The organism is Parafrankia colletiae (assembly GCF_001854655.1).
GTDB classification, from domain to species: Bacteria; Actinomycetota; Actinomycetes; order Frankiales; family Frankiaceae; genus Parafrankia; species Parafrankia colletiae.
Window position 1 is genome coordinate 108,445 of sequence record NZ_MBLM01000102.1, and the last position, 13,694, is coordinate 122,138.

General features: G+C 74.2%; 14 protein-coding genes. 10 read left to right on the forward strand and 4 right to left on the reverse strand.

Going from position 1 to position 13,694, the window contains the following annotated elements:
• Positions 1-12: 12 nt before the first annotated feature.
• Positions 13-1,509, forward strand: a complete 1,497-nt coding sequence (locus CC117_RS10685) for a class I adenylate-forming enzyme family protein (RefSeq protein WP_071083571.1) — start codon at positions 13-15, stop codon at positions 1,507-1,509.
• A 163-nt stretch (positions 1,510-1,672) separates the two neighbouring features.
• Here the strand turns inward: CC117_RS10685 and CC117_RS10690 are convergent, their stop codons facing one another.
• From CC117_RS10690 to CC117_RS10700, 3 genes are all read right to left on the reverse strand, one after another.
• On the reverse strand, positions 1,673-2,323 hold the full coding sequence (locus CC117_RS10690) for a VIT1/CCC1 transporter family protein (protein ID WP_241830007.1): 651 nt from the start codon (positions 2,321-2,323) through the stop codon (positions 1,673-1,675).
• Positions 2,324-2,470: 147 nt separating this feature from the next.
• Positions 2,471-4,384, reverse strand: a complete 1,914-nt coding sequence (locus tag CC117_RS10695; protein WP_071083635.1) for an APC family permease — start codon at positions 4,382-4,384, stop codon at positions 2,471-2,473.
• A gap of 132 nt (positions 4,385-4,516) precedes the next feature.
• Positions 4,517-5,437, reverse strand: a complete 921-nt coding sequence (locus tag CC117_RS10700; RefSeq protein ID WP_116287752.1) for a glycoside hydrolase family protein — start codon at positions 5,435-5,437, stop codon at positions 4,517-4,519.
• 250 nt (positions 5,438-5,687) lie between these two features.
• On the opposite strand from CC117_RS10700, the gene CC117_RS10705 reads away from it, so the two are divergent.
• Both CC117_RS10705 and CC117_RS10710 read left to right on the forward strand, forming a co-directional pair.
• Positions 5,688-6,626 carry a sulfotransferase family protein gene (locus CC117_RS10705; RefSeq protein ID WP_071083574.1) on the forward strand — a complete coding sequence of 313 codons (939 nt, stop codon included), beginning with the start codon at positions 5,688-5,690 and terminating at the stop codon, positions 6,624-6,626.
• 200 nt (positions 6,627-6,826) lie between these two features.
• Entirely contained in the window at positions 6,827-7,183 is a 357-nt protein-coding gene (locus CC117_RS10710; protein ID WP_071083575.1) for an STAS domain-containing protein, read from the forward strand.
• Between the two features lie 31 nt (positions 7,184-7,214).
• On the opposite strand, the gene CC117_RS10715 is transcribed toward CC117_RS10710, so the two are convergent.
• The gene (locus tag CC117_RS10715) at positions 7,215-8,240 is read right to left on the reverse strand and encodes a sigma-70 family RNA polymerase sigma factor (protein ID WP_071083576.1); all 1,026 of its coding nucleotides are present in this window, start codon (positions 8,238-8,240) and stop codon (positions 7,215-7,217) included.
• 186 nt (positions 8,241-8,426) lie between these two features.
• Between CC117_RS10715 and CC117_RS38875 the strand changes: the two genes are divergently transcribed.
• From CC117_RS38875 to CC117_RS10735, 7 genes are all read left to right on the forward strand, one after another.
• On the forward strand, positions 8,427-8,585 hold the full coding sequence (locus tag CC117_RS38875; protein WP_241829996.1) for a hypothetical protein: 159 nt from the start codon (positions 8,427-8,429) through the stop codon (positions 8,583-8,585).
• A gap of 217 nt (positions 8,586-8,802) precedes the next feature.
• A complete protein-coding gene (locus CC117_RS40485; RefSeq protein ID WP_407673502.1) occupies positions 8,803-8,946 on the forward strand; it encodes a hypothetical protein in 144 nt (47 codons plus the stop codon).
• Positions 8,947-8,951: 5 nt separating this feature from the next.
• The gene (locus CC117_RS10720) at positions 8,952-10,322 is read left to right on the forward strand and encodes a hypothetical protein (protein ID WP_071083577.1); all 1,371 of its coding nucleotides are present in this window, start codon (positions 8,952-8,954) and stop codon (positions 10,320-10,322) included.
• The gene (locus CC117_RS37395; RefSeq protein ID WP_157905395.1) at positions 10,319-10,471 is read left to right on the forward strand and encodes a tetratricopeptide repeat protein; all 153 of its coding nucleotides are present in this window, start codon (positions 10,319-10,321) and stop codon (positions 10,469-10,471) included. The genes CC117_RS10720 and CC117_RS37395 overlap by 4 nt, the downstream gene beginning before the upstream one ends.
• Positions 10,468-11,508 (forward strand): PP2C family protein-serine/threonine phosphatase, encoded by a 1,041-nt coding sequence (locus CC117_RS10725; RefSeq protein ID WP_071083578.1) that lies wholly within the window; start codon positions 10,468-10,470, stop codon positions 11,506-11,508. The genes CC117_RS37395 and CC117_RS10725 overlap by 4 nt, the downstream gene beginning before the upstream one ends.
• Positions 11,508-12,851: a VWA domain-containing protein gene (locus CC117_RS10730; protein WP_071083579.1), complete on the forward strand. Its 1,344-nt coding sequence runs from the start codon at positions 11,508-11,510 to the stop codon at positions 12,849-12,851. Before CC117_RS10725 ends, CC117_RS10730 begins: the two co-directional genes overlap by 1 nt.
• Before the next feature lie 110 nt (positions 12,852-12,961).
• On the forward strand, positions 12,962-13,477 hold the full coding sequence (locus CC117_RS10735; RefSeq protein WP_241829997.1) for an FHA domain-containing protein: 516 nt from the start codon (positions 12,962-12,964) through the stop codon (positions 13,475-13,477).
• The last annotated feature ends 217 nt before the right edge of the window (positions 13,478-13,694 follow it).

Consider the following 13,694-nt stretch of genomic DNA (forward strand, 5'->3'; position numbering starts at 1 on the left):
GCGGGAACGCACATGCACCTCGGGATGCTGCTGGAGATGGCGGCGGACGGCCTGGCCGACCGCATCGCCCTCGGGCCCCGCGTGGGCGGGCTCACCTTTGCCGAGCTCGCGCACCGGGCCCGTCGGATCGGCGCCGCTCTGCAAACCCTGCCCGGCGACCGTGTCGGCCTGATCGACCTGAACTCCCCCGCCGTGGCGCTGACGCTGTTCGGGTCGGCGATCGCGGGCAAGCCGTTCGTGCCGATCAACTACCGGCTGGCGGACGAGCAGCTGCGGGCGATCGTCACCCGCACCGCCCCCGCGACGGTCGTCGTCGGGGCCGGCGTCGCCGAGCGCCTCGGGGAGATCGACGGCATCCATCTGATCACCCGGGACGAGCTGCTCGCCATCGGGGCGGATCCCGAGGCGAAGGAGGCGGACGGCTGGGGCGGCGACGCCGAGGACATCGCCGTGCTGCTGTTCACCAGCGGCACCACCGGCGAGCCGAAGGCGGCCGTCCTGCGCCACCGCAACCTGACCGAGTACGTGATCACCACGGTCGAGTTCGCCGGCTCCGCCGAGGACGAGGTCGCGATCGTCAGCGTGCCGCCGTACCACATCGCCGGTGTGTCGGCCGCGTGCTCGTCCACCTACTCGGGGCGTCGCATCGTCCAGCTGGAGAGCTTCGAGCCGCGGGCCTGGGTCGACCTGGTCCGGGCGGAGGCGGTCACCCACGCGATGGTCGTGCCCACCATGCTCGGCCGGATTCTCGACGTCATCGAGGCCGACGGGCAGGGCCTGCCCTCGCTGCGCTCGATCTCCTACGGCGGTGGCCCGATGCCGCTGCCGGTGATCGAACGCGCCGTGACGATGCTGCCGCACGTCGGGTTCGTGAACGCCTACGGGCTCACCGAGACGTCCAGCACCATCGCCGTGCTCGGCCCCGACGACCACCAGGCCGCGATCAGCAGTGACGACCCGGAGGTGCGGGCGCGCCTCGGCTCCGTCGGACGTCCGCTGCCCAGCCTGGAGGTCTCGATCCGCGACGCCGCCGGCGTCGAGGTGCCGACCGGTGAGCACGGGGAGATCTGGGTCCGCGGCGGGCAGGTGTCCGGCGAGTACCTCGGCATCGGCCGGATCGAGAACGACGGCTGGTTCCCGACCCGCGACGAAGGTCACCTCGACGCGGGCGGCTACCTGTACGTGCACGGCCGGCTGGACGACGTCATCGTGCGCGGCGGCGAGAACATGTCGCCGGGTGAGATCGAGGCCGTCCTGATCGACCATCCGGCTGTCGAGGAGGCCGCGGTCGTCGGCATTCCGCACCGGGACTGGGGCGAGCAGGTCGTCGCGGCCGTCGTCGTCACGGGCGACGTGACCGAGGAGGAGCTGCAGCGCCACGTGCGGGCCAAGCTGCGCTCCAGCCGCACGCCGGAGCACATCCAGTTCCGCACCGAGCTGCCGTTCAACGAGAACGGCAAGCTGCTGCGCCGGGTGCTGCGCACCGAGCTGGAGCAGGCCTTCGCCTGACAGCTCGCGGGACGGGTGGCCGGGCCGGGCATCAGCCGGCGCGGCACCCGTCCCTGCGCAGCCAGCCCATCAGGCGTGAGGCCTGTCCTCCCCACAGCCTGTTCTCTCCACAGCCAGTCCGTGTCCGAAGCCAGTCCGTGCCCGACCGGCGACCCGGCCGGGGTCAGCCGACGGACGCGTTGACGAGCACGCCGACGCCGTAGGTGGCCGCGGCGGCCGTGAAGCCCAGCAGGAGCTGGCGGGCACCGCTGTAGAGCGCCGATCGGTCGGTGAACCGGCTGACGGCGACACCCAGGAGGAACAGCGCGAGGCCCGCGAGCAGCGCGGCTGCGGCGAACGAGGCGAACCCGAGCAGATACGGCGTCACCGGGATCAGCGCCCCGAGCGCGAACGCACTGAACGACGCCACGGCGGCGGCGAGCGGCGACGGGAGCTCGTCCGGGTCGAGACCCAGCTCGCTCTGGACGTGGGCCCGCAACGCACTGTCGGGGCTGCGGCCCAGCTGCCGGGCCACCGCGTCGGCGGTCCGCGCCTCCACCCCCTGCCCACGGAAGAACGCCGCCAGCTCCGCCTGCTCGGCCTGTGGGTACAGCTCGAGTTCTCGGCGCTCGACCTCGATCTGGGCCCGCATCGCCTCGTTCTGGGACCGGACCGAGGTGTACTCCCCGGTCGCCATCGAGAAGGCGCCGGAGGCCAGGCCCGCGAGGCCGGCCAGGATCACCGCCGGCGGCGCCGCGGCGCCGCCGGCGAAGCCGCTGATCAGCGCGACGTTGCTGACCAGTCCGTCCATCGCGCCGAAGACGGYGGGACGCAGCCAGCCACTGCCGGACCCGTGGTGCGTCCCGGACCCGTGGTGCTTCCCGGACCCGTGGTGCTTCCCGGACCCGTGGCCGCTCCCGGGCGGTGACCGCTTCGGATCGTGCGCGTCAGATGCCACGATGCACGAGGTTACGGATCGCGGTCAGCCGACGTGCACGAACGGGCGGCGCTCCGGATCCGGCTCGGCCTCCCGCAGGATCTCGCGGGTGGTGAAGGCCACCTCCCCGACACCGATGAACACGAAACGGACCAGGTTCTGCACCGGGTTACCCTCGGACCACTCGAAGTACACGTGCGGCCGAGCGCCCGTCATGTCCCGCAGGTGCAGGAGCAGCGCCGCGATCGCGTTCGGTACCGAGGCGCTGGTCAGCCGCAGGATGCGGTACCCATGCCGCTGACGGCCGTGGACGGTGAGTTCGCTCTCGAACTCCGACGAGTCCAGGACGTCCACCTCCAGGAACAGCAGATGCTGGGCGCCCGGCACATGCAGCTGCTCGTGGGCCTTGCTGGCCTTGTCCGCGTACTCGGCGGCGTCACCGGTGTCGAACTCGTTGGCGACCAGGTGCAGCGGCCCGGCCCGCGACGCCTCCGCCACCCAGCGGGCGGCCGTCGGGTCGAGTTCGACGCCGGTCACCCGCAGCTCGAACGACCTCACGGCCCGGGACAGGAACGACACCACCAGGATCGTCACGATGAAGATCGACCCGATGATCAGTCCGTCCGGCCGCTCGATGATGTTGGCGACGGTCGTGTAGACGAACACCGCGGAGATCACACCGAAGACTCCGGTGGCCCGCCGGTCACTGCGGCGGGACGCGGAGAGGGTGACCGCGACCGATGCCGAGGTGATCAGCACCAGCACACCGGTGGCGTAGGCGCCTCCCTGTTTGTCCACGCTGGCATCGAAGACGATGGTCACCACGAACCCCACCGCGGTGAACACGAGAACGAGCGGACGGATCGCGCGGGCCCAGTGCGGTGCCATGCCGTACCGGGGCAGGTAGCGCGGCACCAGGTTGAGCAGACCGGCCATCGCCGACGCCCCGGCGAACCACAGGATGGCGATCGTACTGACGTCGTAGACGGTGCCGAACACGTTGCCCAGCTCCTGGTGGGCGAGGTAGGCCAGCGCCCGTCCGTTCGCCGGGCCGCCCGGCTCGGCGAGCCGCTCCGGAACCAGGACGGCGGTCGCGAGGCTGCTGGAGAGCAACAGCACCGCCATGATCAGCGCCGCCGTGGTGAGCAGCCGCCGGGCGCCGAGGATCCGCCCGGCGGGCCGGTCCTCCGTGTCGCCGGGCGCGCCGCGGATCAGCGGCATCACCGCCACACCCGTCTCGAAGCCGGAGAGCCCGAGCGCGAGCTTCGGGAAGACGATCAGCGCGACGCCCACCATCGCCGCCGGGTTCGGGTGCTCGGCGACGAGCAGCCGGTGCCAGTCCCCGAGCAGGGAGGGATGGCTCACGACCTTGACCAGCGACACCGAGATCACGGTCAGGCTCAGGACGAGGTAGACCGCGACCAGGACGGTCGCGATGCCCACCGCCTCGGTGAACCCGCGCAGGAACACGGCGGCGAGTGCCGCGAGCAGCACGAGCGTCAGCGCGACATGGTGGCCGGCGAAGACGTCCGGTGCGTACGGGTTCTCGAGGAGGTGGGCGGAGGCGTCCGCCGCCGAGAGCGTGATCGTGATCAGGAAGTCGGTGCAGGCGAAGCCGAGCAGCACCAGGACCAGGAGCTTTCCCTTCCACCAGGAAAGGTGCTTCTCGAGCATGGCGATCGAGCCCTCGCCGCGCGGACTCTCCACCGCCACCCGGCGGTAGACCGGCAGGGCACCGCACAGGGTCACCACGACGAGCACCGCGGTCGCGACGGGACTCAGCGCGCCGGCCGCGAGCAGGGCGATACCGGGCTGATAGCCGAGGGTGGAGAAGTAGTCCACTCCGGTCAGGCACATGACCCGCAGCCAGTGGTGACGCTGGTGCTCGGGTTCGGGCTGGGCGTGCGGGCCGCTGTGCCGGCGGGCCTGCTCGGACCCGGCGAGCAGCCAGTCCCCCAGCCGCTGACGCGCCGTCGGACCGGCCGGCGTGGTGACGCCAGGCGGGGTGCTGGGCCCAGCGGGCGTGGTCGGGCCGGGCGACGCTGGCGCTGACGGCACGGCGGCGGGCCCCCGGTCGGTCGCGGCGCTGGATCAGCGCGGTGGGTACACCTCGGTGCGCAGCTCGTGGGACCCGTCGGCGCGGGCCTGCTCGTAGTAGAGCCGGTAGCCGCCGCCGGGGAGTGCCACCGCGCTGACGTACCGTAGCGCGCCGCCGTGCGGCGAGACCGCCGCCGGCCCGTCCCCGACCGGTTCGAACCGTTCGAAGGTGCCTACCGCGAGACCGGTGCGCTCGGACCAGTTCTCCGCCGCGTTGGCCCGGCCGTCGTAGTAGGCGAAGGTGCCGCCGTCGGAGCCGACGACGACCGAGGCGATGCGCACGCCGCGGGCGTCCCAGGCGCCGGCCCGCGGCGCGAGCGCGGTGCCCCGCCACGTCCAGGACATGCCGTCGGGGCTGGTCGCGTAACGGCTGTCCATGCGGTCGGTCGCGGCGGGGTCGTCCAGCAGGTGGCAGGACGCCCACAGATGCCACTGCCCGTCATGCCAGACGACGACCGGGTCCTTCACCGCCGTCGCCCGGTCACCGGGCAGGACGGTCCGCCGCGTGGCCGGGTCGAACCCGTCGGGGGTGTCCGCCTCCAGGACGTCGACCCACCAGTGCGGGCTGCCAGGCGTGGCGCAGCTCACGTAGAGCCGCCAGCGGCCGTCCGGGGTGCGCACCAGTGCCGGCCGCTCCAGCGACTCCGCGGGGAAGTCGTCCCGGTTGATCCGCTGGAGCGGTGTGAACTGTTCGCCGTCGACCGAACTGGCGATCATCACCGCGTACCCGCGGCCGTGCCCGACGGGACGCCGCAGCCGGTAGGCGAGGTAGAACACGCCATCCGCGAGGACGGCGCTCGGYGCTCCCGCCCAGTAGCCCGGGCCGTCACCGGGCGGCGCCACCACCGTCACGGCGCGGTCCTGGGTTGGCAGAGGGATGTCCGGGGCGGTCTGGCCGGTCTCGTACGTCACCACGCGCCGCATCCTACTTAGCCGGTAGACAACCGCCGTTGGACGCCGCGGACCCCGCGCCCCGCCCTCATCCCACCGCCCGGTCCAGCCGCCCGGTCCACGTGGCCGGCTCGCCGGAGCCGGGCCCGCTGCGTCGTCCGCCACGGGATCGGTGTTTTCGGTGTTTTCCGATCGAGAAAGTACTTATGCTGCTCCGGCCTGGTCACCGCGGTGCCTGCCACCGCCACGTCGGCCCCTGGGAGCGTTACGACCGATGTCCCTGCCCGACTTCTTCGTGCTCGGGGTGCCCAAGGCCGGCACCACCGCCATGCACGCCGCACTCAGCCGCCACCCCGAGCTGTACCTGTCGCGGGTGAAGGAGCCCAAGTTCTTCCTGTCCGACGGGCCGCCGCCCGCCCGCGGCGGCCCCGGCGACGCCCAGACCTACCAGGAGCACGTCTGGCGCCGCACGGACTACGAGGCCCTGTTCGCGCCCGCGCCCGCCGAGGCGCTGTGTGGAGAGGCGACGCCGTTCTATCTGTATGACCTGGACGCGCAGAACCGCATCCGCCGGCTCGTCCCGAAGGCGAAGCTGATCGTGATGCTGCGCAACCCCGTCGACCGCGCCCATTCCAACTGGACGCACCTGTGGGCCGCGGGCCTGGAGCCCGAGCGCGACTTCGTCCGGGCCTGCGCGCTGGAGGAACGCCGCCGCGCCGACGGCTGGGCCCACTTCTGGCACTACGTCGGGCAGGGGCTCTACGGGCGTCAGCTGGAGCACCTGCTCACCCTGTTCGGCCGCGAGCAGGTCCTGCTGCTGCGTTACCGCGACCTGCGGGACTCCCCCGTACGGACGCTGGACCGGGTGTGCGACTTCCTCGGCGTGCAGACCGGGCTGCTGGACGCCGTCCCGTCCGAGAACGTGACCCCTTACGTCGCCGACACCTTGGTCAACGCCGGTCTGCGGGCCGTGCTGCGCACCGGCGGGCGGATCGGCCACCACTTCCCACCCCGGGTTCGGACGACGGTCCACAAACCGCTGCTACGGGCCCTGCAGCGCCAACGGGGTGGCCGGCCCACGATCACCCCCGCGCAGCGGGCCGCCATCCTGCCCTCCTTCGTCGAGGACATCGCCCTGTTGGAGCAGGTCACCGGCGAGTTCTACGCGGACTGGCTCACCGCCGGCCTCGAACAGGATCTCTTCGACGCCTGAGCCCGTATGCACAGTGCGGCTCGGCGGCCGCGGGCGGGCTGGGAGCAGGGCGCTGCGGCTGAGGACTGGGGCTGGGTGCTGAGGGCTGAGGGCCGAGGGCCGAGGGCCGATGAGTTCCCGGTGGCCCGGCGGTCTCTGTCTGTGGACAGGTGGCGCCGGTGGGCAAGCCATCTGCTCCCCCGCGGACGGGAGGCCCGGTCATGCCCGACGACACCTCAGCCCCGCCGCCACTCCCGGCCGCGGGCGGCGGCGGCTCCGTGCTCAGGCTGCCCGCGCTGCTGCACCGGGCGGCCCTGCCCGAGCTGTGCGGACGGCTGGAGGCACTGCTCCGTGACCACACCAGCCCGCCTGTCGTCCTGGACGCGTCCGCCGTCGAGGGGGTGGACGCCGTCCTGGTCGAGACGGTCGCCCGACTGACCCTCCTCGCCCGTCGCCACGGCCGGGCACTGCGGGTCGTCGCCCCGCCGGCGCTGCACGAGCTGCTCTGGCTGGCCGGACTCACCCAGCTGCTCGACGGGCGACCAGCCGACGGCCCACCGGGCGGCTGCCAGCCGTGACCGGTCGAGAGGCGGGCGGGCGCCGGCCCGCCTACCCCGGTAGGTGCCCGGGCAGGCCGAACAGCGGAAACACCCGCTCGACGTCCAGGAAGGTGTTGATGCCGGCGACTCGGCCGGCCGAGATCTCCAGCACCACCAGCCCCCAGGCGTCGTGGCCGGAACCGGTGGCGCTCGGTCGGTACTGCCCGAACGCCGGGTGACCGTTCGCGACGGTCGCCACGAGCCGCGAGCCCGCGCAGCCGCTACCGGTGCCGAGCAGCCAGCCGCGGACGTCGGCGTGGCCGCGCAGCCAGAGGTCCAGCGGAGGCATGGACATCGTCACCTCCTCGTGCAGCAGCGCCACCAGCGACTCGATGTCGTACCGCTCGAAGGCGTCGACGTAGCGGGCGAGCAGGGCGCGCTGTGTGTCGTCGGCGGGGCGCAGTGGCTCCGCCTCGGAGATCCCGGCGGAGGCGATCGTGGCCCGCGCCCGCTGCAGCGCGCTGTTGACCGAGGCGACCGACGAGTCCAGCAGTTGCGCGGTCTCGCTCGCCGACCAGCCGAACACCTCCCGCAGGATCAGGACCGCGCGCTGGCGCGCCGGCAGGTGCTGCAGCGCGGCGACGAAGGCGAGCCGCACCGTCTCGCGGCGGTCGGCCAGGTCGGCCGGGTCGGTGGTGTCGGTGCCGCTGGCGAGGACCTGCCCGTCCGGCGCGGGCACGATCCAGGCCGTCTCCGGCAGCGGGGCGCGCAGCGCGGTCTGGGCGGTGGACGGGCCGGCCAGATCCATCGGGCGGGCCCGGCGCTGGCCGGCGCTGAGCATCGTCAGGCACACGTTGGTCGCGATGCGGTAGAGCCACGACCGCAGCGCCGAGCGCCCCTCGAACCGGTCGAGGCCGCGCCAGGCACGGATCATCGTCTCCTGCACCGCGTCCTGCGCGTCGAACGGCGAGCCGAGCATCCGGTAGCAGTAACCGGTCAGTTCCCGACGGAAGGGCTCCAGCAGGCTCGCGGCCTCGGCCGCGGCCGCGCCGGTGGCGGGCTCATCAGCCCGCGGGTCCGAAAGAACCTCGCTCATCGCACACCCTCACTCCCCTGAGACCGCCCGGCTGACCTGCCCTGATCGCCGGTACCGTCTGCTGTCGCCATCCCGACGCCCGCCAGTGTGGCTCCCGCCTCCGACAGAATTCGTGATGGCGGTGACGGCCAACCGACATCCCGGGGCACTTCTCCCCCGCGACAACGCAGGGGAAGATCAACAGCTATGAGCACCGCAGGCACGCTTCCCGCCGGGGGCCCGGCAACGCTGAGCGTGCTGACCGCCCAGCTGCCGGGCTACACCGGCCTGCTCGAACGGGCCCGGGCCAACAACCGGATCGGCAACGTCGTCGGCGGGGCCTACCTGCACCAGGCCGCGAGCTGATGAGGACGACGATCCTGCCCGCGGTCGACCGCCTCGCCGCCGCCGCCGCCGACGCGCGCGACATCGACTGCGGCCACGCCGCGGCGACCCGCTGGTACCAGCCGGCGCTGTCGACGGGATCTCGCCCGCGGAGGCCGTCCTGTCCGGTCTCGCCGCCCAGGATCCGCGGGTCGCGATCGTCGGGCCGCGTTTCGACAGCGAACCGGACGCCCTCACGGTGAGCCGGGATCATCCGGAGCTGACCCGCTTCGTCAACGGGGTCCTCGAGCGTGCCCTCGCGGACGGCACCTGGCGTGGGCTGGCCCGGAACTGGCTGACGGGCATCGACCCGGTCATTCCGGTTCCGCGCTACCGGGACTGACGCCGATGTGCGCCCGGCACCTTCCCGCACCCGACGACGACCTGTTCCAGGCGCACCCGCACCTGTTCGCGCGCCCGTCCCCGGGGCAGGCATCGCCGGCGGATCCCGCGCCGCTCCACGCTGCCGCGCGGCATACCGCCGACGCGGCGCTGGCCCGGCTGCGGTCGACGGCGGCGGCGCTGTCCGCGACGCTTCTCGACCTGGACGCGGCAGCCGAGCAGGTTCTCGGGGACGGCACCGGGCTGCGCGGGCGCACCGCGGAGCGCGCCGCACTGGCCCGGACCGGAATGAACTGGCTGTGGGAACGCCACCGGGCGCTGAGCGCCCTGCTCACCCGGGCCGAGGAGCTGCGCGGGACGGCGCCGCGGCCCGGGGCGCGGCAGGCCGCCCGCCTCGACCGGCTGCTGAACGGCCCCTGGCCAGGCCTCGGCGCTCCCCCTCCGACCGGCCTCGGCGCAGTCACGCCGCTCGCCGCGCCTGCCGACGTCGACGAGGTCGCCCGGGCGATCGGCGCGGAGCTCGCGGCGGTGACCCGCGCGCGGGCGGAGCACCACCACCTGCTGGGCGAGGCCGCCCGCGCGGTGTCCGAGGCGGTTGCCACCTGCGCCCGGCTCGGTGTCCCCGACCTGCCGGAACTGGCCGCGGCCCAGGCAGATCTGCGGGCCGCGTTCGCCGGCGTGACGGCCAACCCGCTGGAGATCACACCGGCGGACCTGCGACCGGCCCAGACGTCCGCCGCCCAGGTCGCGGAGCTGGTGGCCGCCCTGCGCGACACCTTCGACGCCCTTGAGGAACGACTCGCCGCCGCCGAGGACCTCCTCGGGCGTGTGGTGGCCACCGCCGCCACGGGCGAGCACGCTGCCCGCACGGTGGTGGAGCGGCTCACCGGCGACCGGTCCGGCCTGGTGCGCCTGGATGACGGCTGGTTCGACGACCCGCTCCGCGGCCTACGCCCCTGGCTCGACCGGCTCCGGGCCGCCGGCGCTGCCGGCGAGTGGCGGCTGGTGGCCCATGGCCTGCGAGCCTGGACGCGTGTCGCGGAGGCGACCCTCGCCGCCGCGGGCGAGACCGTCGCGACGAACCAGGCTCCGCTGCGGCGCCGGAACGAGCTGCGCGGGCTGCTGGATGCGCTACGCGCGAAGGCCGGCCAGCGCGGCCAGATCGAGTCCGCGGCGCTCGGCGACCTGTACGACCGCGCCGCCACCGCGCTGTCCACCACCCCGGTGGACCTCGACGCGGCCGAAGCCCTGGTCGCCGCGTTCAGCGCGGCGCTGGGCGTGCTGCCCGCACCGCCACCCGAGGGCGCGGCGCCGGCAGGCGGGCCAGCACGGCAGGCATCCCCGAGCGACGTGCCATCGAAGGAGGACAGCCCGTGACAGTCGAGGGCATCCCCTGCCCGGAGCCCGGGTGTGAAGGGACCATCGAGGACGGATACTGCGACATCACCGGGCTGGCGTACTCGGCGGACGAGCGCTACCGGCTGGTGGACCTCGCCAACGACGTGCGCCCCCGGACGCTGACATGAGCGGGCCCGCCGGCGGCACCCCGCCCGCTGCGCAGGACGGCGCCACCGAGCCGCCGCCCGGTGACCCTGATCTCCCGCCGGACGCGGGTTCCCACCAGGACGCCGCCCGTCAGGACGCCGATCAGCCTGTCGTCGCCGGCTGCCGGCGCTGCGCCGGGCCGGTGCTGCCGGGGGACCGTTACTGCGAGCGGTGCGGCACGCGGCTGGATGCGGCGGCCCGCTCGGGCACCCATCCCATCCGGGCCTCGGACGCCCGGCAGCGCGATCTGGGGCTCGCCGCGGGCGCGACGGACCGCGGGCTGGTCCACCGGGCGAACGAGGACGGCATGGGCCTCGCCCTCCTCCCGGACGGGCAGGGAGCCGTCGGCGTGGTCTGCGACGGGGTGTCCTCCGCTCCCGGTTCGGGCCCGGCCGCGGCGGGTGCGGCGCGGGCCGCGACGGAACTGCTCACCCTGCGGGCGGAGCAGTGGCGGCCCGGGCCCGGCCTGGTGGAGGAGGTGACGACCGCGCTGCGGGACGCCGCCCGGGCGGCACAGGCCGCGGCCATCGCCGGCGCGGCCGAGCTCGGCCTCACCCCGGCCTGCACCTTCGTCGCAGCTGTTGTCGTCGGCGACACGCTGGTCGTCGGCTGGCTCGGGGACAGCCGCGCCTACCTGGTCGACGACGCGGGGACGCGGCGGCTCACCGAGGACGACACCGTCGCGGCGGAGGCCGTCCGGGCCGGGCAGCTGCCGCCGGAGCTGGCGGAGCAGGGCCGTGCCGCGCACACCATCACCCGCTGGCTGGGCAGTGYGTGCCCCTCCCCCGTCCCGCGGACCAGAGTCGTGCGGCTGCACCCACCCGGCCGGGTCGTCCTGTGCAGCGACGGACTGTGGAACTACGCCTCGGCCGCCGCGGCGCTGGCGGCGCACATCGCGGAGCCCGGAGCCGACGCGACGCCGATCACCGTCGCCCGGCACCTGGTGGACGTGGCTCTGCGCGCCGGCGGGGCCGACAACGTGACCGTGATCGTCATTGATATTCCGGGGAGCGCCTGATGGTCGACTTCAGCCTCGAGGTGAGCCAGAACGAGTACCTGGCGGCGGGAGCCGGCGAGGTCCACGCCGTCATCACTGTCACCGCGCACGACGTCGGCACACCGGCCGGTGGCAGTCCAGCCGGTGGCAGTCCGGGCGGTGGCGCTGCCGACCTCGGCTCCGGCGTGGCCGGCCGGCCGGTCGCGGGCGGGCCGCGGGCCGCCGAGGTGATCCTGCTGGACTGCTCCGGCTCGATGGACTACCCGCGCACGAAGATCGTCGAGGCCCGGCGGGCCGCCCGGGCCGCGATCGAGGCGCTGCCCGACGGGGTCGCCTTCGCCGTGGTGGCGGGCACCTCGTCCGCGACCGTGGTCTACCCGACCGGCCGGACCCTCGTCGAGGCGTCCGCGCGGACCCGCCAGGAGGCGGCCGAGGCGGTCGCCCGCGTGCGTGCCCACGGCGGGACGGCCATCGGCGAATGGCTTCTCCTCGCCCGGGATCTGATGGCGACCCGCCCCGACCTCATCCACCATGCGCTCCTGCTCACCGACGGGGAGAACCAGGAGGCCGCGGAGGTCCTCGATGCCGCGCTGGCCGCCTGCGAGGGCCACTTCCAGTGCGACTGCCGCGGGGTGGGCGCCGACTGGAAGGTCGCCCAGCTGCGCAGGGTCGCGTCCCGGCTGCTCGGCGAGGTCGCCCTGCTGCGCGAGCCCGGCGCGATGGCGGACGACTTCCGCTCGATCATCGCGCGGGCCCTCGCGCGCGGCGTCGACCGGGTGGGCCTGCGGCTGTGGGCGCCGCGCGGCGCGGCGGTCCGGTTCCTGCGGCAGGTCTCACCCGAGATCGACGACCTCACCGGACGGGCGACGCAGGCCAGCCCGCTGAGCCACGACTACCCGACCGGCGCCTGGGCCGCCGGGACCCGCGAGTACCACCTGTGCCTGGACGTCCCGCCCGCGCAGGTCGGGGAGGAGCGCCTCGCCGCCCGGGTCAGCCTGCTGGTCGGGGACGAGGAGATCGCCCGCACCCGGGTGCGGGCGGTGTGGACGGACGACGTCGAGCTGTCGACCCGCATCGAYGGGGTCGTCGCCCACTACACCGGCCAGGCGGAACTGGCCCGCGCGGTGCAGGACGGGCTCGCCGCCCGCCGGGTCGGCGACGAGCAGACCGCGGTGACCCTGCTCGGCCGGGCCGCCAGCCTCGCCGCGCACACGGCGAACGGCGAGGCGCTGGCGCGGCTCGCGAAGATCGTGGACATCGACGACGCGGCCACCGGGTCGGTGCGGCTGCGCCGCCAGGTGGACGTCCTCGACGAGATGGACCTGGACGCCGGCTCCACGCTCACCACTCCTGCCCAGCGGTGAGTGCCGCGCCGTGCGCGGGGTGCGGCTTCCCGCGCCCGGCGGGCGAACCGGTCTGCCGGGCCTGCGGCTTCGACACACTGACCGGGATCGGACCGCGCGCGGTCGGCGTGGTGCCGCTCCTCGGGCCCGGAGCGGGCGCCTCGGACGCAGGGCCCACCGCCGGTACAGGGCCCACCGCTGGTACAGGGCCCACCGCTGGTGCAGGGTCCACCGCGGGTGCACCGGGCCTGCGCTGGGCCGTCGAGCTGGTGCCGGACCGGGCCTACTTCGACCGGGGTCAGGACCACGATCCGGTGGCGTTCCCCGCCAGCGCCACCGCCCGGCTCGTCCAGCTGGCCGGCCCATGGGCGGTCATCGGACGCCGTAGCCGCTCCCGCGGCCAGGCCCCGGCACTCGACCTGTCACTCCCGCCGCGCGACCCCGGCGTCTCCCGCACGCACGCCCGGCTCGAACGCCACGCCGACGGGACCGTGACAGTGACCGATCTCGGCTCGGCGAACGGCACCTGGCTCGGCCCGGACGCCGACCACCTCACCAGGCTGGACGCCGAGGCACCCGTCCCCCTCGCCGAGGCGGACCGGGTCTTCGTCGGCGCGTGGACCCGGCTGACCGTCCGAGAGCACTGATCATCCCGGCACGCTGACGCCCGGGCACGACGGCTGTGTCCGGTACGTCCGCGACACCCCCCGAGGCCACCGTTTGTCGGATCTCATACAGTCACGGAGCCCGGCGGATGCCGCGCGGCCGCCACGCACCTGGCGGACGCCCACGTCGAGGATGTGACAGCCGGTACCAGGGGTACCGACGTCCGCCACTGGCATCGCGCTCCGGACCAGCCAGTGC